We start from the raw sequence: 18,865 nt of genomic DNA, 5'->3' as shown, positions 1-18,865 counted from the left end.
CTCTTCGACTAAGCGCTATGCTTGGCCTCAGCGCCCTGAACAGGCGCGGAGGATGGCATCAGGAAAAGAACGAGTGCTGGAACAAGGAAGGCGACATAGGCCACGACTTCGCTAACCGTCGGCGTTGCGATATAGCCGAAGATACCGGCCAGAACCGAACCGAGCGTGCTGTCCAGCGGTAGAATGTCGCTTGCGTCGAAAACCACCGTCTGGAAATGGTTCCAGAGACCGGCTTCGTGCAACGCCATCACCGAATTGGCCAGAATACCGGCGGCGATAATCAGGATGAAAACGCCAGTCCAGCGGAAGAAACGGCGCAGATTGAGCTTCAAACCACCCTTGAAGATGGCATAGCCGACGACAGCGGCAAGCAGCACACCCAGAAGCGCACCGAGCGGGGCGGCAGCGCCTTCGCTTTGCTGGAATGCGGCCAGCAGGAAGAAGACCGACTCCAGCCCCTCGCGGGCAACAGCGAAAAACACCATCAGGATAAGGCCGACGCCCTTATGCGTCGGCGTTTCAAAAGCAGCGTCGATGGAATGATGCAGCTCGGCCTTGATCGAGCGCGCTGCCTTGCGCATCCAGAACACCATGGAAGTCAGCACGAAAACGGCGATCAATCCAATGATGGCTTCGAACAGTTCCTGCGCCTTTTGCGGAAACTCTGCGCTCAGAATTTGCAGGATCGCGCCAACGGTCAGCGACATGGCAAGCGCCAGAAGAATGCCGATCCAGACAACGGGCATCCAGGCGCTGCGTCCCGTCTGATGCAGATAGCTCGCGATGATACCAACGATCAGCGCTGCCTCCACGCCTTCGCGGAACATGATGAGAAACGGTACGAGCATTTCGTTCTATCCAAACAGACAGAGAAACCGGCCCGCCCCTTTTGACCAGTTCTCGATCAGCCTAAGCCTTCGTCAATTGGTCACCTTTTATAATTAGCTTACACCCACTGCAAGACAAATGAACATGACCACGCTAGGAATGTTTTAGAATTATTCTAACGATTTCATGCGTTTATGGGAGCAATTAAGGCACGGCTGACGAACCGCGGCAGACAGGCCGGGGCGACTCACGCCCTATCCCACGGAAAAGATTTTGAATTTTTCTGTGCCGCAACCTGAACCGAAATGAAACACAACCCCCGTTTGCATTGCGGTAGCGCGATCATAAACCCGTGAAAAAGTTCATAATCTTCCGAAATCGACAAAAAAAGTCGACTAAGGGGTTGAACAATGCGGCTGACTGATCCATATCGGGGTTACTTACCGCTGTGCCTCCTCCCATTGCGCGCGGTAAGTGTTCCCCTCTGGAGGTTTGCCCAAGTGGCACCTTCATAACTAAGCCGGACTTCCTAGTCCGGCTCTTTTTTTGCCTGAATTCCTGTAGCGCCAAATAAAAGAAGCTCCACCGCAGTAGAGCTTCAATATTTGAATTATAATAAATGCTTCACATTCTCGGGAAGCATACATTCTCACCGTAATGATCAAAACAACACAATTTCTCGCCGTAGCGCCAGCACTGTAATGTGGATTCTAATCTGGCAGCATTATCCTTCGCGAACGCCGCTCTGGAAGAAAAGCCGATAAAGATCGGAAAGAGAGACAAGACTAAAACTATTATCTTCATGATAAATCCGTCCGATATGTTTTCTTCTATTTGCGATCAGCAGATAATTGCAAAAGCGGCGTTTTCTGAAAACCCCAACAAACCGGACAGAAAAAAGCGCCGCATTTCTGCGGCGCCTTCGTGTTTTCAGTCATCCAACTGGCAATCAACCGTAGGCTGCAACCGGCGGGCACGAGCAGATGAGGTTTCTGTCGCCGCCGACATTGTCCACGCGGCTGACCGGCGGCCAGTATTTTGCCGTGGCGTCGAATTCGCCGCCCAAGGCAATGGCCGGGAACACCGCTTCCTCACGGGTGTAAGGATGCGTCCATTCGCTGGCCAGCGTATCGCCTGCCGTGTGCGGTGCGTTGGCAAGAGGATTGTCATCCTGCGGCCAGACACCCTCGGCGATCTTCTTCGCCTCACCAGCAATGGCAATCATAGCGTCGCAGAGACGGTCGATTTCCGACTTCGGCTCGGATTCTGTCGGCTCGATCATCAGCGTACCCGCAACCGGCCACGACATGGTCGGCGCATGGAAACCATAGTCGATGAGGCGCTTGGCCACATCTTCCACGGTTACGCCCGCGCTATCCTTGAGAACACGCGTATCCACGATGCACTCATGCGCCACGCGGTCATGCGCGCCCGTATAAAGGATCGGATAAGCGTCCTTCAAGCGATGCGCGATGTAGTTGGCATTGAGGATCGCAGCTTCGGTCGCCTTTTTAAGACCTGCACCGCCCATCATGCGGATATACATCCACGTAATGACCAGAATAGACGCGCTGCCGAAGGGAGCTGCCGAAACGGCGTGCTTGGAACCAAGATCAACGTGGCCTGGCAGATAAGGCACCAGATGTTTGGCAACGCCGATCGGACCGACACCCGGACCGCCGCCGCCATGCGGAATGCAGAAGGTCTTGTGCAGGTTCATATGGCAGACATCGGCGCCGATATCGCATGGACGCGCAAGGCCAACGAGTGCATTGAGGTTTGCGCCGTCGAAATAGACCTGACCGCCATTGTCATGGACGATTTCGCAGAAAGCCTTGATGCCTTCTTCGAACACGCCATAGGTCGACGGATAGGTGATCATGAAGGCGGCAAGATTATCGCGATGCTTCTCGGCCTTGGCCTTGAGGTCATCGATATCGATGTCGCCATCCGGGCGGCAATTGACCACGACAACGCTCATGCCTGCCATCGAGGCGCTGGCCGGATTGGTGCCATGCGCAGACGACGGGATCAGGCAAATGTTGCGATGACCTTCACCACGCGACTGGTGATAGTGGCGGATGGCCAAGAGACCGGCATATTCGCCCTGGCTGCCCGCATTCGGCTGCAGCGAAACACCTGCAAAGCCGGTGATTTCGCAAAGCCATGCTTCGACGTCAGCCGTCATCTTCGCATAGCCTTCGGTCTGTGCCGCAGGTGCGAAGGGATGCAGGTTCGCAACCGTGTTCCAGCTCACCGGCATCATTTCTGCCGCCGCATTGAGCTTCATGGTGCAGGAACCAAGCGGGATCATCGCGCGGTCAAGCGCCAGATCCTTGTCGGCCAGACGACGCAGGAAGCGCATCATCTCGGTTTCCGAACGGTGCGAATGGAACACATCCTGCGTCAGGAAGCCCTCACCGCGTCCCTTGCCCGGAACGAGAACCGCGTCGCCTTCGACTACCTTCGCGCCGAACAGAACGGCGAGTGCCGCAAGATCGTCTTCGGTCGAGGTTTCGTCGAAGGTCACGCCAACCGTGTCGGCATCGATGATGCGCAGCAGACGACCGCCCTTGTCGGCCTCGTCAGCGATTTTCGCAGCCTTGCCGGCGACCTTGACCGAAACCGTATCGAACAGGCTTTCGCCTGCGATTTCGACACCAGCGGCCTTGAGACCGGCAGCAAAACGGGCAGCAAGAGCGGCAATGCGTGTGGCAATCGCCTGCAAACCAGCCGGACCGTGCCAGATGGCATAGGATGCAGCCATATTGGCGAGCAGCGCCTGCGCAGTGCAGATGTTCGAGGTCGCCTTATCGCGACGGATGTGCTGTTCGCGGGTCTGGAGCGCCAGCCGATAGGCCGCGCGGCCATGCGCATCGACCGACTGGCCGACAATGCGGCCCGGAATGATGCGGGTGAGCGGCTCGGACACGGCGAGATAAGCGGCATGCGGGCCGCCAAAGCCCATCGGCACGCCGTAACGCTGCATGGAACCGACAGCCATGTCGGCACCCCATTTGACAGGAGCTTCCATGATGGTCAGCGCCAGCGGATCGGCAACGGCGATAACCAGCGCACCCTTGGCTTTTGCATCGGCGATAACGCCGGTGAAGTTGCCATAAACGCCCTTGGTATCCGGCCACGGCACGATGACCGCAGCGGTGTTGTCATCGACAGTGCTGCCAGCTTCAACCAGCCAGCCGAGCGGCTCGGCGCGCGTGTTGACGACATCGACGGTCTGCGGATGCAGATCGCCCGCCAGAAGCACGCGGCTGCGCTTGTCGCGATGATGACGGCAGGCAACGCCGACAGCTTCCGCAACGGCGGTTGCTTCATCGAGCAGCGAGGCGCAGGCAACCGGCAGGCCGGTCAGCTCGGCAACCAGCGTCTGGAAGTGGAACAGCAGCTCCAGACGGCCCTGGCTGATTTCCGACTGGTAAGGCGTATAAGCCGTGTACCAGGCTGGATTTTCAAACAGATTGCGCTGGATCACCGGCGGCGTATGCACGCCATGATAGCCCGCACCGATGAAGCTCTTCTTCACCACGTTGCGGCCCATGATTTCATTCAATTCGGCCAGCGCCGCATGTTCGCTCAACGGCGCTGGCAAATCCAGAGCGCGGTTGAGACGGATGGACGCCGGAACGGCCTGCGTGATGAGGGTTTCCATGGAAGGAAGGCCGAGCGCGGCCAGCATGGCGCGCTCGTCTTCAATTCTCGGCCCGATATGACGGGCAACAAAGGGAAGAACCTGCTGGGTCATCGCTTTATCCTACCAGAGCGTCGTAACCGGCCTTGTCGAGCAGACCGGAAAGCTGGCCTTCATCCGAAAGCTTCAGCTTGAACAGCCAGCCATCGCCTTCGGCAGCCTGATTGATCAGAGCCGGATCGGACGACACGGCTTCGTTGACTTCCACCACTTCGCCGTCAACCGGCGCATAAACGTCGGAAGCGGCCTTGACCGATTCCACAACCACGACGCCCTCGCCCTTGGAAACGGTGCGACCGACTTCCGGCAGCTCGACGAAAACGAGGTCGCCCAGCTGTTCCTGTGCGTGGATCGTTATGCCGACAGTGGCGACGCCGTTTTCGACGCTGATCCACTCGTGATCTTCGGTGAACAGGATTTTGGCCATGGAAATTATCCTTTGCGATAGCGATGCGGTGTGAAGGGAAGCGCCGAAACGTCAACGGGAACCTTGTTGCCGCGAACTTCAGCGAAAATACGTGTGCCGGGCGTGGCGAGGCTGGCCTCGACATAGCCCATGGCGACCGGGAAACCGGCGGAGGGACCAAAGCCGCCCGATGTGACCGTGCCGATCTGGCGGCCGCTTTCATCGAACAGGTCTGCGCCGCCGCGTACCGGCTGCCGGCCTTCCCGCTTGAGGCCGACGCGCTTGGCGGCAGCGCCCTTGGCAATAGTGTCGAGCACTGGCTTGGCACCGTTGAAGGCGGCTTTCTCGCGCACGGCCTTGGTGATCGCCCAGGTGAGACCGGCGGAGACCGGATCGGTTTCCGGCGTGATGTCCTGTCCGTGCAGGCAAAGCCCGGCTTCGAGGCGCAGGCTGTCGCGAGCGGCAAGGCCGATCCACGCAACGCGTTCGTCGGCGAGAAGCTTGGTCGCCAGCGCGCGCGCCTCATCGGCAGGCAGGCCGATTTCAAAACCGTCTTCGCCGGTATAGCCCGAGCGGGTCATGAACCAGCCCGGCTTCGGCTCAAAGCCGCTCATGAAGGCGAGATCGGCAGCACCGGTAAGACCGGCATCGTTAATAACGCTTTCGGCTTCCGGCCCTTGAATGGCGAGGAATACGCGGTCGAGCGGATTGACCGTAACCTGTTTGCCGGAAGCGGCTTCGTTCAAATGCTCGATATCGGCCTCGGCATTACCCGCATTGGCGACGACCATGAAGCGGTCGTCGCCAAGACGCGTGACGATGAGATCGTCCAGAATGCCGCCCTTGTCATTAAGGAAGAAAGTGTATTTCGACTGGCCAGGCTTCAGCACGGTCGGGTCGAGCGGGCAGGTTTCCGCCAGAAGCGCTGCGGCATCGCTGCCGGAAACTTCGACCAGCTTCATATGAGAAATGTCGAAAAGGCCCGCATGGTCACGCGTATGGAGATGTTCCTTCATGACGCCCAGCGGATAGGTGATCGGCATGTTCCAGCCGGCAAAGCCGCCAAAGCGCGCGCCAGCCTGTTCATGCAAGTCCTGCAAAGGCAGGATATTCAAATGTGCGGTATCGCCCATAACAACTCCAGAGTCGCACGTGTGCCTTCCGCAAAATGCGGTAGCTTCGTGCCCCTCTGTCTCAGGCCTGAGAGACTCGCATAGCAAAGCGCTATACTTACACCTTCGGCGCGGAGTTTCCCCCGACTTTCCAGAGTTGTCTTACCCGTCTGCGGTTCCTTGTACCTGAGAGATTTCGGGCGATTTCCCCTTCGGCGGCCAATTGGCGCTCTCCCGCAGACAGACAGTGAAAAAGCATTTGTAAAACGCATGCTTCGGCACCCGACACAAATCCCTTAGCTTAATCCGCTTTGGGAGTCATGTAGAATTGTAGTCTTCAACCGACAATTTCCAGAAGTTTTGCGACAAAACTTGAGCCATTGCGCCCGCCGCCCAAGGATCAGCCGACATGCATGTATAAATCGGAGTTTTTCACTAGCTATGCGGAAAATGATAGCGATGGAGGCTCTTTACGGCCTCAAATTTGGTGATTTGGCCATGGAGAACGGCAATTGTGATAACATAATGACCGATCTGCGTAAAAAACATGCAATCTCCAAGCTTAATTGCACATCAGCTATGCAAATCTGGCTCTCCTTTTTCAGATCGCACCAGCCTATATGCTGTCTGCAACACAGAGAGATAGATTTTACTAGGTGAGAGAAATGAACCTGATCCGCTCGTACAACAACTGGCGCCGTTACCGTACAACCGTAAACGAACTGAGCCGCCTGAGCCCACGTGAACTGAACGACCTCGGCATCCTGCCTTCGGAAATTCCGTTCGTCGCACGCAAGGCTGCTGCTCGCTAATCAGCGGGAAAAGCGCCATCCGAAGGCATCAGCCTTCTTTCAGGATCGCGTCCTCCAAACCGCGCGGTCCTTATAGTTTCCAGAGCATTCAATGGCTCAAACGAGTTATCGCCGGGGTTTCCTCCTCCCATTTTTCCCTGGCGATCCAAAGACCGGACATCCTCCTCCCCCCATTGTCCGGTCTTCCCCATAAGCACCCGTCGCTCCTCCCGCGACGGGTGTTTTCGTTTGCGCCGACCTGTTCAGCTTTCCTGTGAGGCAGGCGTCGTCGCAGTTCCCCGATCCAGCAGCATCGAAATTCCGAACACAACCAGACCGGCCAGAGCCAAAAGCGCGCCGACCGTACCGGTCGATGTCCAGCCATAGCCCCATGCAATTGCCAGTCCGCCGAGCCATGCACCGAGTGCATTGGCGAGATTGAGCGCTGAATGGTTGAGCGCCGCAGCGAGCGTCTGGGCATCGGCTGCGACATCCATCAGGCGGGTTTGCAGTGCAGGCACCAGCGCAAAACCGCCGCCGACCAGAAGCACATTGAGGAAAGCGGTGAGCGGATGCTGCATCAGCAGCGGGAATGCCAGCATCACCGCCATGTCATAAAGCAGCACGATCCCAACGGTTCCCATGACGGAACGGTCAGTCAGCCGGGAGCCGACGATGTTGCCCAGCACCATGCCGAGACCGAACATGACAAAGACCAGCGGCATCCATTTCATATCGATATGTGAAACTTCCGTCACGGTGGCGGCGACATAGGAAAAGACGGAAAACAGCCCGCCCGTGCCGATGGCGCCAATGGCAAGCGTTAGCAGCACCTGTTTGCGGCGCAGCGCACCCAGCTCACGCAGCGGCGATGCGCCTTCTGCGGCGGGCAGCTTTGGCACATAAAGCGTCACCATCACCATGGTCAGAATGGCGATCAGGCCGACCGCGCCGAACATGGCGCGCCAACCCGCCACCTGCCCCAGCCATGTGGCCAGCGGCGTGCCGCACAGCGTGGCAATCGTCAGGCCCATCATGACACGCCCAACCGCCTGCGCGCGCTTGCCCGGCTCGGCCAGCGATGCGGCAACCAGCGATGCGACGCCGAAATAAGCGCCATGTGGGAAGCCTGCGATAAAACGCATTATATAAAGGCTGGAATAATCCTGCATGAAAGCGCTGGCGAGATTGCCAAAGGCAAACAGGCCCATCAGCAGGAACAGGAGCTTGCGGCGGTCGAGCTTCGCGCCGATGACGGCCAGCACCGGCGCGCCGATCAGCACGCCCAGTGCATAAGAACTGATGAGATGTCCGCCCTGCGGGATCGTGACGTTGAGGTCGCGGGCAATATCCGGGAGCAGTGCCATGATGGCGAACTCGCCGGTGCCGATGCCGAAGCCACCAATGGCAAGCGCGATTTCCGCCATGCGTTGGGACGAGCGTGGCGAAGATTTCCGCATCGCAGCGGAAGACTGAAATTGTGACATGAATAGGCCTGAAGGGAGTGTAGGAGTCTCGCACACCTACCACCCATTTCATGCAAAGGCGATACGCCTTCTTGTCACGCGTAAAGTTCGAAAGCGCATCCCGAAAAGCGCGAAGCGGTTTTCGGATAAGATGCGCGCGAGAGATCAACTTGCGGCGACGACTTCGATTTCGACCTTGAATTCCTCGCGGGTAAAGCCGGAAACGATCATCAGCGTCGAGGCGGGCGCTGGCTGCGGAAACAGCCTGTCGCGCACGTCCATATAGGGGCGCATATAGGCGCGATCCGTCACATAGGCGTTGATGCGCACGACATTGGAAAGATCCATGCCGCCATCGCGCAAAATGCGACGGATATTCTCGAAGCAAAGCTCGGCTTGCGCGGCCGCATCTTCGGGCACGCTTCCATCCGGCGCGATACCGAGCTGGCCGGAGCAGAACACCAGTTCGGCACCGGCTTGCACCTTCACGCCATGACTATAGGCGGCGAAGGGTGCCGCCATGTCGGCAGGCAGCAAATGTTGCAAAGTGCTCATCGAACGATCCTTATGATTTGGGGGCGCTGGCCAGAAGTTCCTTCAGGCGCGGCGCACCCGCGGCAATGTCGGCTTCCGTGGGGGTGATCCCGGCCGCCAGCAGGCGGCGGGCGATCATGTGGTCGGCCGGGCGATTGATGGAATCAACCGCCACCAGCCTGTCACCGGCAAAATGGAAGATCGAAAAGGCATTATCATCGGGATTGCCTGACAGAATATGACGATCTGCTTCAAATGACAGGCCTGCCGTCTGGAGCTTCATGTCGCCCTGATCAGACCAGAACCACGCCACTTCGCGGAACGGCGTGGCGCGCCCGACAATGCTGCGGGCCACATGCTTGGCCTGATCGGTCGCGTTCTGCACCGATTCCAGCCGCACGCGGCGACCGGCATGAAAATGGTCGTAGCTCACGCAATCGCCGATGGCGTAGACATGATCCGCTGATGTGCGCATCTTTTCATCCACGACAATGCCATTGTCGGTGACGAGTCCGGCTGCGGCAGCGAGTTCGACATTGGGCAGCGCGCCGGTGCCGATAACAACCATATCCGCCGGGAACACGGCCCCATCTGCTGCCTTTACACCGGTCACGCGACCGTTTTCGCCTTCGATTGCCATCACACCAAGCCCGGTGTGCAGCGTAATTCCCGCGGCGCGGCTGCGCGTTTCGACATGTGCAGAGATTTGTGTCGCGACCGAGCGGCCAAGAACACGCGGCGCGGCCTCGATCAGCACGGTATTCTTGCCGAGCGCCATCGCGCTATGTGCCATTTCAAGCCCGATGAAGCCGCCGCCGATGATCACGACATTGCTGATGGTGGGCATGAGGCCAGCAATGCGGCGCGCATCTTCCATCCGGCGCAGCGTGACGACACCGTCAAGATCGACGCCCGGCATGTCGGGAACGCGCGCGCGGGCACCGGTTGCAAAGACCAGATCAGACCAGTGCAGCACGCGACCGTCATCAAGGGTCACCGTGCGGTCGGTCAGCGATACGCCTTCGACCCGATGCCCGAACAACATCTCGATATTATTGTCGCGATAGGCGCTTTCCGGACGCAGCACCAGGCCGCCATGCTCCGGTGCCTTGAGATAGGATTTGGAAAGCGGCGGCTTATGATAGGGAATATCCGTCTCATCGTTGATGAGCACGATGTCTCCGGCATAGCCTTCCTGACGAAGGCTGATTGCGGCCTGCGAGCCCGCATGGCCCGCGCCAATAATAATGCATCTCTCGTCCATAGGACCTCCGGAAATTTCCGCGCATCATAGTCATGTGCTGGTCTGTCGCGTGGCGCATCTACCACGGATTCACATCTTAATTGCACGCGGCTCGCAATTTTTAAACATTTAGTTTGACCAATCGGTCAGATTGTTTAGTAAGGTTGCTGCTTCAAGACAAAATTTGGAGCGCCACCTTGAAACGATATTGGTCCGATTACACGAGCGAGGCGTTTTCGCGCCTTGAGCGCGACAAGCTCGTGGCGGTGTTGCCTGTTGGCGCAATCGAGCAGCACGGACCGCATCTACCGATGTGCGTGGATGCCGCCGTCGCGGATGGCATGGTGGCGGAACTGATCAAACGCTTGCCGGACACGAGTAAGGTTCTGTTCCTGCCGACACAGGCCATTGCCAAGAGCAATGAACACAAGCGCTATCCCGGCACGCTGACCTTTTCAGTCGAAACTGTCATCCGCATGTGGTGCGAGATAGGCACCTGCGTGGCGGCAAGCGGCGTGCGCAAGATGGTGCTGTTCAACAGCCATGGCGGCAATATTCCGGTGATGGACATTGTCGCCCGCGAATTGCGCGTGCAGCACAATATGATGGTCTTCTGCCTCAACTGGTTCGGCCTGGGCATGCCCGATGGCGTTTACAGCGAGCATGACCTGAAGCATGGCATTCATGCTGGCGACATGGAAACATCGGTGATGCTGGAAATGCATCCCGATCTGGTGGTGATGGAAAAGGCGCAGGATTTCCGCACGCTGACCGAAGTTTTCGCCGACGAATACAAGCACATCAGCCTTGGCGGCGGCGCCAAGCCCGCATGGCAGATGCAGGATATCAATGCCTATGGCGCAGCCGGCAACGCATCGATTGCCACCGCTGAAAAGGGTCGCAAGACCATCGATTTTGCTGCCGACCGGCTGATTGAAGCGCTGGGCGAGATTGAGCGCGCGCCGCTCTCCTGGCTCGACAAAAATCCCGCTTGGTAAGGACGATGAGCGTGGCCCCCAACTCGCAGAACCAGTCACCACTGATCGACATCAACGGCGTCTACAAGCAGTACGGCACCGGCGTCATGGCCGTGAACGACATGTCGCTCAAGATCGAGCAAGGCCAGTTCGTCAGCTTTCTTGGGCCTTCGGGCTGCGGCAAGAGCACGGCGCTGCGCATGATCGCCGGACTGGAATCGGTCTCGGCTGGCGAAATTCGCGTCAATGGTCATGCGCCCGGCAAGGGTCCTTCCGGCGCACAGGCTATCGGCTTTGTGTTTCAGGAGCCGACGCTGATGCCCTGGGCCAGCGTCTATGACAATGTCTATCTGCCGCTGCGGCTTTCCGGCGTTTCGCGCAAGGAAGCCAAGCCCCGCATTGAAGAAGTGCTGACGCAGGTTGGCCTGTCGCGTTTTGCCAATGCCTTTCCGCGGGAGCTTTCGGGAGGCATGAAAATGCGCGTTTCCATTGCGCGCGCATTGGTGACTCGCCCGCGCCTGCTTTTGATGGACGAGCCTTTTGCAGCGCTCGACGAGATGACGCGCTTCAAGCTCAATAATGACGTGTTGCGGCTGTGGCAGGAACACGGACTGACCGTGATCTTCGTCACCCACAGCGTCTATGAGTCGGTCTATCTCTCCAACCGCGTGATCGTGATGGCGGCGCGTCCGGGTCGTGTCGTCGCGGACATTCCCATCATCGGCACTTATCCGCGGGCCGAAAACTACCGCACCACGGATTCTTACGCGAAATATTGCGCCAAGGTTTCCGATACGCTGACCGCGACGCTTTCCTCTGAAGATATCGATCACTGAGGACATGCAAATGAACCAGATGCAAAACGAACTGCCAGTCCTCAATTCCGAACAGGATCGTCTCGCACGACGCGAACGCACGCTGCGCATTCTCATGCCGACGCTGGCGATCATTATCGCGCTCGGCATCTGGGAAGGTCTGGTGCGCTTCTATGAAGTGCCACATTACCTGATCCCGGCCCCGTCACTGATTGCCGAAACGCTGTTCAAGGACGGCCCGTCGCTGATGGCCTCCATGTGGTTCACCGTCAAGCTGACGCTCATCTCGCTGGCCTGCGCCATCATTGGCGGCGTTTTGCTCGGCATGGTGTTTGCGCTTTCGCGTCCGATCGAAATGGCGTTCTTCCCCTTCGCCGTCATCCTTCAGGTGACGCCGGTCATCGCCATCGCGCCGCTGATCCTGATCTATGTGCGCGATACTTTCTCGGCCCTGCTTATCTGCGCGTGGATTGTCGCTTTCTTCCCGATTCTGTCCAATACGGTGATCGGACTGCGCAGCGCCGACCACAATCTGCGCGATCTGTTCAAGCTTTATCGCGCCTCGCCGTGGCAGCGCCTGCGCTATCTGCTGGCCCCGAGCGCGCTGCCCTATTTCATGGCGGCCCTGAAAATCGCCGGTGGCCTGTCGCTGATCGGCGCCGTGGTGGCTGAATTCGTCGCAGGCACCGCAGGCCAGAGCACCGGCCTTGCCTCGCGTATTCTGGAATCGAGCTTCCGTAATGAAATCCCGCGCATGTTTGCGGCGCTTTTCCTCGTTTCGCTGCTGGGTATCGTGATCTTCCTGATCACCAGCTGGCTGTCGCGCCTTGTCCTAGGACGCTGGCACGAAAGCGAAATTCGCCGGGACCGCTGATATGTTGAATGGCGTCGCCATCGCGGGCCGTCCGGGCCGCCACGACATCACCGTCGAGCATGGACGCATTGCCGCGATCACGTCGTCGCAAGCGACAGGCGGCGGGTGCGTCACGCCGCTTTTGGCCGATGTGCATGTGCATCTCGACAAGACGTTCACCATCCAGCGCATCGCGCAGAATGGCGACACGAAGGTCGAGTGCCTGTTCGATGCCATCGACCTGATGAACACCGACCGCCAGAACTGGAACGCCGAAGACATCCGCACCCGCGCCACGCGCGGCCTTGAGGCGGCTTTTGCGCAGGGCGTCGGCGCTATTCGCAGCCATGTGGATTGGACCAGCCCGGAAGTTCCGACCGCCTGGCCTGTTCTCAACGAATTGCGACAGGAATGGAAAGACCGCATTGATCTTCAACTTGCGGCCCTTGTTCACGGCGATCTGGTTCTGGAAGCAGGCAGTGACATTGCGACCCACGTGAAGGCCGATGGCGGTGTGTTTGGCGCGTTTTTCTATCGCAATGCCGATCTTGCAGCCAAGATAGAGGAAATGTTCCGTCTCGCTGTCGAAAACGATCTCGATCTCGACTTTCATGTTGATGAAGGTCTGGATGTTGAAGCGGACGGATTTTCGCTGATTGTCAATGCGAGCGCACGGCATCATATGGCGGGCCGCGTTTTGTGCGGCCATGCCTGCTCGCTTTCGCTGCGAACAGTGGATGAACTCACGCGTATTCTGGATGCCGCCGCGCAAGCAGGTGTCGCGCTTGTCTCGCTACCCACCACCAATCTCTATCTGCAAGACCGGATCGGCGGAAAATCGCCGCGTCTTCGTGGTGTGGCCCCGCTGAAAGAAGCGCGTCTGGCCGGTGTGGAAACCATGCTTGGCTCCGACAATGTACGCGATGCCTTTTACCCCTATGGCGACTATGATCCGCTCGCGATCCTGCGCCTTGCGGCACCTGTCTGCCATCTGGAGCCGGAAGAATGGCTCGACAGCATCACCACCCTGCCCGCGCGCCTGATCAGGAGCGAGCGCGTGCAGGCGCTGTCCGCAGGCGGTGCCGCCAATTTCATCTGGCACGATGCCGAAGACCTCAATGATCTCATCAGCCGTCCGCAAGCCCTCCGCCGTGTCTGGCGCGACGGCGTTGCCTCGGACCATGTTTACGGGAGAAACCCATGAATTCTGTCGCCCCGCAGCGCATCTATGACTGGGCCGCATTCCGCGCCGAAATCGACGGCATCCGCATCTATGACGACCCCAAGCAGGTCGAACTGCGTTCCCGCGATTACTTCTGGTACAGCCCGATCCTGACCGAAGATATCGGCCATTATGTCGGCGACCTCGTCGTCATTCCGAAGGATCAGGACGAAGTGCGCCGTGTGGCGGCGGCAGCCGCGAAACTGCGCATACCAATCACGGTTCGCGGCGGCGGTACGGGCAATTACGGCCAGTGCGTTCCGCTTGAAGGCGGCATCATCCTCGACATGACCAAGATCGACCGCATCATAGCCGTCGAGCCGGGCAAGGTGCGCGTCGAAGGCGGCGCGCGCATTTCGCGTCTTGACGACGCCGTGCGCGAAACCGGACAAGAACTGTTGATGTATCCTTCCACCCGTCGCATCGCCACCATTGGCGGCTTCTTCTCAGGCGGTTCGGGCGGTATCGGATCACTGCGACATGGCATGTTGCGCGATGACGGCAATGTCTATTCGGTCAAGGTTCTGACCGTCGAGCCGGAGCCGAAAATCATCGAGCTGACGGGCCGCGACATCCACAAGGTCCAGCATGCCTATGGCACCAACGGCATAATTCTGGAGCTGGAAATCGGGCTGACCAAGGCGACCGACTGGATCCATACCGCAGCGCTCTTCGACAGCTATGAAGCAACGCTGAACTTCTGCCTCAAGGCGCTGGAAGAAAACCTGGATTGCTATCTCCTGACCACCGTGGATCGCCGCTTCGCGCGCTTCTACACCAAGTTCGGCGACCTTTTCCCATCCGACAAGGATGCCGTTTTCGCCATGATCGCGCCGGAAGAACGCGAGCGGTTCGCAGAGCTCGCCACAGAGTTCAACGGTCAGGTGTCGTTCTCCATGACGCTGGACGAGCTGCACAAGGCCGGCCTTCAGCCTGCCTATGAATGCGGCTGGAACCACACCACGCTTCAGGCGCTGAAGGCGGAACCGGGCTGGACCTATCTTCAGGTCGCCTATCCGCGCCCCTTCGACCCGGCATTGGTCAATCGCCAGATCGAGCGTTATGGCGACACGCAATATATGCACCATGAAATGGCGCGCCTTGAAGGCGAAGTGCAGATTTTCGGCCTGCCACTGGTGCGCTTCGAGGACCGCGACGCGATGTATAAGCTCATCGGCGAGCTGGAACAGGTTGACGGCTGCGACATCTACGATCCCCATGCCTATACCATCGAGGATGGCGGCATGAAGGAGATCGACAGTGTGCAGATCGAATTCAAGAAACTGGCCGACCCTTATGGTCTGCTCAATCCCGGTAAAACACGCGGCTGGACCGCCGACATGGCACTTTCGAACTGATAATAGGGGAACGAAACTAATGAAAAAAGCACTCTTTGTGGCAGTCGCCGCTTTCTCGCTTGGCCTTTCGGCGCAGATGGCCTTTGCGCTCGACAAGGTGACGCTTGGCACCAACTGGCTGGCGCAGGCCGGTCATGGCGGCTTCTATCAGGCGCTCGCCGATGGCACCTATGAAAAATACGGCCTCGACGTGAAGATCGAGATGGGCGGGCCGCAGGTCAACAACCGCCCGATGCTGGCCGCAGGCCGCCTCGACTTCCTGCTCACCGGCAATCTGCTTTTGTCCTTCAACAATGTCGCCAATGGCGTGCCGACCACGGTTGTGGCTGCCTTCTATCAGAAGGACCCGCAGGCCCTGATGGCGCATGACGGCGAATACAAGGATTTCAAGGATCTGGTGAACGCACCGACGATCCTTATCTCCAAGGACGGCCAGTTCTCGTTCTGGCCCTGGCTGGTGAAGGAATTTGGTTTCAAGGACGAACAGCTGCGTCCCTATGGCTATAGCCTCGCCCAGTTCCTCGGCGACAAGAAGACCGTGCAGCAGGCCTATGCGACCGCCGAACCGCTTTACGCGGCCAAGGAAGGCGCAAAGGTCAAGACGTTCCTGCTCGCTGATCAGGGCTACAATACCTACGCAAACACCATTGAGACGCGTCAGGAACTGGTCGACAAGAACCCCGACCTCGTGCAGCGTTTTGTGACGGCTTCGATCGAAGGCTGGGTCAACTTCATGTATGGCGACCACAGCAAGGCCTATGAGATGATCCTCAAGGACAATGCGGATATGAGCAAGGAAACGCTCGACGCAGAACTGGCCAATCTCAAGGAACTGCAGCTCATCGACAGCGGCGACACGCTGACCAAGGGCATTGGCGCCATCGACATGAACCGCGTCAAGTCGTTCTACGAGCTGGCGCGCAAGTCCGGCATCGTCAGCGGCGAAGAACTCGACATGAGCAAGGTTGCAACCGACGCCTTCGTCAACAAGGGCGCAGGCCTCGACATCAAGAAGCAGCTGGGCCAGTAAGCCCCCGACGAAAACGGAAAGTCGCCCGCCTGTTTGAATGCCCGGCGGCTTTCCCTCCCGACCACGGTTAGAGACATGGCTATCGACGACGAGAATGACGATATCGAGCCGACCGGGCGAGACAAGGTTCTCGACCGCCGGCGGCGCATTCTCGGCGCGATCCGCACTGCCGCGATTGACGAATTCGCGGAAAAGGGTCTGGTCGGCGCATCGACCCAAGGCATTGCGCACCGTGCCGGACTGACCAAGCCTCAGCTGCATTATTATATTTCCAGCAAGGAAGAGCTCTACGAAGACATCATCGTCTTCATCCTCGACCAGTGGGAAGATATTTTCCTCGATGCCAGCGCCGAGGATGACCCGGCCAAGGTGATCCGCCAATATATCCGGGCCAAGCTCGCTTATAGCCAGAAGAACCCCAAGGCATCGAGGCTTTTCACCACCGAAATCGCCAATGGTGCGCCCTATCTCAGCCGCCACTGGAACAAGCATGTCGCAGCCACCCACAGCGCGGTCAAACTGATCCAGTCATGGGTGGATGACGGGCGCATCAAACCGGTCGATCCGCTGTTGTTCCAGATGCATATCTGGGCCGTGACGCAGCATTATGCCGATTTTGAAACGCAGGTGCGCAGCATGATGGAAGTGGGCGAGGACGTTCCGCTGGATTTCGAGCGCATCGAAAAGGAAGTCTCGGCGCTGTTTCTGCGGGCATGCGGGCTGGAGTAATTATCGCAGCCCTTCGAGTTCTGCGATGCGCGCGGCGCTATCCTTTTCCAGCATGCGCGTCATTTCGCGGATAAGCGTTTCGGCCAGTACAAACAGGGCCGCCGACGAATCCCAGGCAGAGGGCACCGCCGTGCGACCCGCCAGAACATGGCGCGCAACGCGGGCAATCGGCGACAACCACTGGTCGGTGACAAGAATAACCTCGACACCCCGCGCCCGTGCTTTTTCCGCCAGCCCCAACAGGCTGTCCTGATAGCGGCGAATGTCGAAAACGACGAGCACATCGCGTTTTCCCATATCCAGCAACCGGTCGCGCCAGACACTTTCCTGACCGCCGAGATGAAACACTTGCGGGCGGATGATCGTCATATGCGCCGTCATATATTGCGCGATGGGATCGGTGAACCGGCCCCCGATCAGATAAATATTGCCCTTGGCATTCGACAGTGCGGCCACCGCCTGCTGCAACTGTCTGGCGCCAAGATGCCGGAATGTCTCGCGGATATTTTCCTGTGTGTGCTCTACCGCCGGATAGGCCGTATCGGGGGCTTTGTCCGGATTTTCATTGCGGTGGTGCGGCGATTGTAATTGCGCCGCAAGTTCGTTTTGCAGATGCGCCTGAAACTCGGGATAATTCTGGAAACCGAGCCGATTTACAAAGCGCAGGATCGTCGGCGAGCTGACGCCCGCCTGCGCTGAAAATTCCGCCACCGTCTTCAATCCGAGTATCGGATAATTGGCGATCAAAGTCTGCGCTGCGGCCCGTTCGCCGGCAGGCATCGTATCGATCCGTTCATTGATGCGTTCGGCAACGCTGGTGTTTTCCGGGGCGCTTTCCGGCACGATATTTTCCATCCCGATGCCCAATTCAATTCGGGCAAAATTGTGTTTGACAAATTATCATACGACGTATCAAATAATCCGCAATAGCGCATAATTTTAAAAAACGTAACATAAGTTACAGCGCGGGGAACAAACCAAATGGCGGACGAGCGAAAGAAACGCCCGGCTTCGCATGAGCCGGTTTTTGTCGTCAACGAAACAGGGTCAAGTCCCTGGCTTTTCGTTTGCGAACACGCCTCCAACCATGTGCCGGACGGTTTCGACGGCCTGGGGCTGGGGGAGGATGCCCTTCGTGCCCACATCGCCTGGGATCCCGGAGCGGTGGAGGTTGCCCGACATCTCAGCGCCGCGCTTGATGCGCCGCTCGTAGAGTCGTGTCTGTCGCGCCTGCTGATCGATTGCAATCGCCCGCTTGATGCGCCGGACCTGATCCCCGAAATCAGCGAAATGACGGTCATTCCCGGCAATCACGAGCTGAACTCGCTGGAGCGCACCGCGCGCATCGACCTGTCGCATCGCCCGTTTCATGCCCGGATCGAACAGCTTATTGCGGCGCGCGCCGCACGCGGCTTTCCGTCATGGATGGTCACGATCCATTCGTTCACGCCGGTCTATCGCGCCATATCGCGCCCATGGCATGTCGGCATCATCCACGATGCGGATGACCGGGTTGCAGCGCCGCTGATTGCCGCACTCAAGCAGGACCAAACGCTCAATGTCGGCGTCAACGAGCCTTATGCGCCGTCCGACCGCGTCTATTACACGCTGGAGCGCCATGCGCGCCCGCGCAATGCGCCCTGCGCCATGATCGAAATCCGCAATAACGAAATCGCCGATGCAAAGGCTCAAAGAGCATGGGCCGAGCGGCTGGCGCCGATATTTAGCCGGATTGGCGAGACGCTTTGCCCCGCAGCGCAACCGAACGGAACGAAGAACTGAAGGAGAGGGA

Annotated in this window: 17 protein-coding genes and 1 riboswitch; of the genes, 9 read left to right on the top strand and 8 right to left on the bottom strand. The window is 58.5% G+C overall.

The genetic code is table 11. From position 1 onward, the window contains the following. Window positions 1-8: 8 nt before the first annotated feature. The 4 genes from efeU to gcvT form a co-directional block, all read right to left on the bottom strand. Entirely contained in the window at window positions 9-848 is an 840-nt protein-coding gene (efeU, locus tag D8666_RS12410) for an iron uptake transporter permease EfeU (protein ID WP_109367188.1), read from the bottom strand. A gap of 929 nt (window positions 849-1,777) precedes the next feature. Then, complete coding sequence (gcvP, locus tag D8666_RS12405) at window positions 1,778-4,591, bottom strand: aminomethyl-transferring glycine dehydrogenase (protein ID WP_109367187.1); 2,814 nt, start codon at window positions 4,589-4,591, stop codon at window positions 1,778-1,780. 4 nt (window positions 4,592-4,595) lie between these two features. Then, entirely contained in the window at window positions 4,596-4,964 is a 369-nt protein-coding gene (gene gcvH / locus D8666_RS12400) for a glycine cleavage system protein GcvH (protein ID WP_109367186.1), read from the bottom strand. 5 nt (window positions 4,965-4,969) lie between these two features. Continuing rightward, window positions 4,970-6,076 carry a glycine cleavage system aminomethyltransferase GcvT gene (gene gcvT, locus D8666_RS12395; RefSeq protein WP_121538223.1) on the bottom strand — a complete coding sequence of 369 codons (1,107 nt, stop codon included), beginning with the start codon at window positions 6,074-6,076 and terminating at the stop codon, window positions 4,970-4,972. Window positions 6,077-6,218: 142 nt separating this feature from the next. Beyond that, a riboswitch (glycine riboswitch) is annotated at window positions 6,219-6,302 on the bottom strand. 418 nt (window positions 6,303-6,720) lie between these two features. Between gcvT and D8666_RS12390 the strand changes: the two genes are divergently transcribed. Further along, the gene (locus D8666_RS12390) at window positions 6,721-6,867 is read left to right on the top strand and encodes a DUF1127 domain-containing protein (RefSeq protein WP_078336788.1); all 147 of its coding nucleotides are present in this window, start codon (window positions 6,721-6,723) and stop codon (window positions 6,865-6,867) included. Window positions 6,868-7,109: 242 nt separating this feature from the next. On the opposite strand, the gene D8666_RS12380 is transcribed toward D8666_RS12390, so the two are convergent. The 3 genes from D8666_RS12380 to D8666_RS12370 all read right to left on the bottom strand — a co-directional run bounded on the left by D8666_RS12380 (window position 7,110) and on the right by D8666_RS12370 (window position 10,110). Beyond that, window positions 7,110-8,333, bottom strand: coding sequence for an MFS transporter (locus D8666_RS12380; RefSeq protein ID WP_109367183.1), 1,224 nt, complete (start codon window positions 8,331-8,333; stop codon window positions 7,110-7,112). A gap of 144 nt (window positions 8,334-8,477) precedes the next feature. Continuing rightward, window positions 8,478-8,867: a RidA family protein gene (locus D8666_RS12375; RefSeq protein ID WP_109367182.1), complete on the bottom strand. Its 390-nt coding sequence runs from the start codon at window positions 8,865-8,867 to the stop codon at window positions 8,478-8,480. A gap of 10 nt (window positions 8,868-8,877) precedes the next feature. Then, complete coding sequence (locus D8666_RS12370; RefSeq protein ID WP_109367181.1) at window positions 8,878-10,110, bottom strand: NAD(P)/FAD-dependent oxidoreductase; 1,233 nt, start codon at window positions 10,108-10,110, stop codon at window positions 8,878-8,880. A 176-nt stretch (window positions 10,111-10,286) separates the two neighbouring features. On the opposite strand from D8666_RS12370, the gene D8666_RS12365 reads away from it, so the two are divergent. The 7 genes from D8666_RS12365 (at window position 10,287) to D8666_RS12335 (ending at window position 17,073) form a co-directional block, all read left to right on the top strand. Further along, the gene (locus tag D8666_RS12365; protein ID WP_109367180.1) at window positions 10,287-11,087 is read left to right on the top strand and encodes a creatininase family protein; all 801 of its coding nucleotides are present in this window, start codon (window positions 10,287-10,289) and stop codon (window positions 11,085-11,087) included. Between the two features lie 5 nt (window positions 11,088-11,092). After that, window positions 11,093-11,902 (top strand): ABC transporter ATP-binding protein, encoded by an 810-nt coding sequence (locus D8666_RS12360; RefSeq protein WP_121538221.1) that lies wholly within the window; start codon window positions 11,093-11,095, stop codon window positions 11,900-11,902. Window positions 11,903-11,912: 10 nt separating this feature from the next. Next, entirely contained in the window at window positions 11,913-12,755 is an 843-nt protein-coding gene (locus D8666_RS12355) for an ABC transporter permease (RefSeq protein ID WP_171058738.1), read from the top strand. A gap of 1 nt (window position 12,756) precedes the next feature. Continuing rightward, the gene (locus tag D8666_RS12350) at window positions 12,757-13,938 is read left to right on the top strand and encodes an amidohydrolase family protein (protein ID WP_109367178.1); all 1,182 of its coding nucleotides are present in this window, start codon (window positions 12,757-12,759) and stop codon (window positions 13,936-13,938) included. Beyond that, a complete protein-coding gene (locus tag D8666_RS12345) occupies window positions 13,935-15,314 on the top strand; it encodes an FAD-binding oxidoreductase (protein ID WP_109367177.1) in 1,380 nt (459 codons plus the stop codon). The genes D8666_RS12350 and D8666_RS12345 overlap by 4 nt, the downstream gene beginning before the upstream one ends. Before the next feature lie 19 nt (window positions 15,315-15,333). Continuing rightward, window positions 15,334-16,344 carry an ABC transporter substrate-binding protein gene (locus D8666_RS12340; RefSeq protein ID WP_109367176.1) on the top strand — a complete coding sequence of 337 codons (1,011 nt, stop codon included), beginning with the start codon at window positions 15,334-15,336 and terminating at the stop codon, window positions 16,342-16,344. 75 nt (window positions 16,345-16,419) lie between these two features. Further along, on the top strand, window positions 16,420-17,073 hold the full coding sequence (locus D8666_RS12335) for a TetR family transcriptional regulator C-terminal domain-containing protein (protein WP_121538219.1): 654 nt from the start codon (window positions 16,420-16,422) through the stop codon (window positions 17,071-17,073). Here the strand turns inward: D8666_RS12335 and D8666_RS12330 are convergent, their stop codons facing one another. Beyond that, on the bottom strand, window positions 17,074-17,853 hold the full coding sequence (locus D8666_RS12330; protein WP_371830816.1) for a MurR/RpiR family transcriptional regulator: 780 nt from the start codon (window positions 17,851-17,853) through the stop codon (window positions 17,074-17,076). It lies immediately after the preceding gene. 201 nt (window positions 17,854-18,054) lie between these two features. Here D8666_RS12330 and D8666_RS12325 point away from each other — a divergent pair, with 201 nt between their 5' ends. Continuing rightward, complete coding sequence (locus tag D8666_RS12325; RefSeq protein ID WP_109367174.1) at window positions 18,055-18,855, top strand: N-formylglutamate amidohydrolase; 801 nt, start codon at window positions 18,055-18,057, stop codon at window positions 18,853-18,855. The last annotated feature ends 10 nt before the right edge of the window (window positions 18,856-18,865 follow it).

This window comes from Ochrobactrum soli (assembly GCF_003664555.1).
Classification (GTDB): Bacteria; Pseudomonadota; Alphaproteobacteria; order Rhizobiales; family Rhizobiaceae; genus Brucella; species Brucella teleogrylli.
This window is presented reverse-complemented; position numbering and strand designations above follow the sequence as displayed.

What these genes read in the sequence shown, in the direction of transcription:
- gcvP (WP_109367187.1), bottom strand. Translation starts at nt 4,591, where the DNA reads ATGACCCAGCAGGTTCTTCCCTTTGTTGCCCGTCATATCGGGCCGAGA.
- D8666_RS12390 (WP_078336788.1), top strand. Translation starts at nt 6,721, where the DNA reads ATGAACCTGATCCGCTCGTACAACAACTGGCGCCGTTACCGTACAACC.
- D8666_RS12340 (WP_109367176.1), top strand. Translation starts at nt 15,334, where the DNA reads ATGAAAAAAGCACTCTTTGTGGCAGTCGCCGCTTTCTCGCTTGGCCTT.
- D8666_RS12360 (WP_121538221.1), top strand. Translation starts at nt 11,093, where the DNA reads ATGAGCGTGGCCCCCAACTCGCAGAACCAGTCACCACTGATCGACATC.
- D8666_RS12335 (WP_121538219.1), top strand. Translation starts at nt 16,420, where the DNA reads ATGGCTATCGACGACGAGAATGACGATATCGAGCCGACCGGGCGAGAC.
- D8666_RS12370 (WP_109367181.1), bottom strand. Translation starts at nt 10,110, where the DNA reads ATGGACGAGAGATGCATTATTATTGGCGCGGGCCATGCGGGCTCGCAG.
- D8666_RS12380 (WP_109367183.1), bottom strand. Translation starts at nt 8,333, where the DNA reads ATGTCACAATTTCAGTCTTCCGCTGCGATGCGGAAATCTTCGCCACGC.
- D8666_RS12325 (WP_109367174.1), top strand. Translation starts at nt 18,055, where the DNA reads ATGGCGGACGAGCGAAAGAAACGCCCGGCTTCGCATGAGCCGGTTTTT.
- D8666_RS12345 (WP_109367177.1), top strand. Translation starts at nt 13,935, where the DNA reads ATGAATTCTGTCGCCCCGCAGCGCATCTATGACTGGGCCGCATTCCGC.
- gcvT (WP_121538223.1), bottom strand. Translation starts at nt 6,076, where the DNA reads ATGGGCGATACCGCACATTTGAATATCCTGCCTTTGCAGGACTTGCAT.
- D8666_RS12330 (WP_371830816.1), bottom strand. Translation starts at nt 17,853, where the DNA reads ATGCCTGCCGGCGAACGGGCCGCAGCGCAGACTTTGATCGCCAATTAT.
- efeU (WP_109367188.1), bottom strand. Translation starts at nt 848, where the DNA reads ATGCTCGTACCGTTTCTCATCATGTTCCGCGAAGGCGTGGAGGCAGCG.
- gcvH (WP_109367186.1), bottom strand. Translation starts at nt 4,964, where the DNA reads ATGGCCAAAATCCTGTTCACCGAAGATCACGAGTGGATCAGCGTCGAA.
- D8666_RS12350 (WP_109367178.1), top strand. Translation starts at nt 12,757, where the DNA reads ATGTTGAATGGCGTCGCCATCGCGGGCCGTCCGGGCCGCCACGACATC.
- D8666_RS12355 (WP_171058738.1), top strand. Translation starts at nt 11,913, where the DNA reads ATGAACCAGATGCAAAACGAACTGCCAGTCCTCAATTCCGAACAGGAT.
- D8666_RS12375 (WP_109367182.1), bottom strand. Translation starts at nt 8,867, where the DNA reads ATGAGCACTTTGCAACATTTGCTGCCTGCCGACATGGCGGCACCCTTC.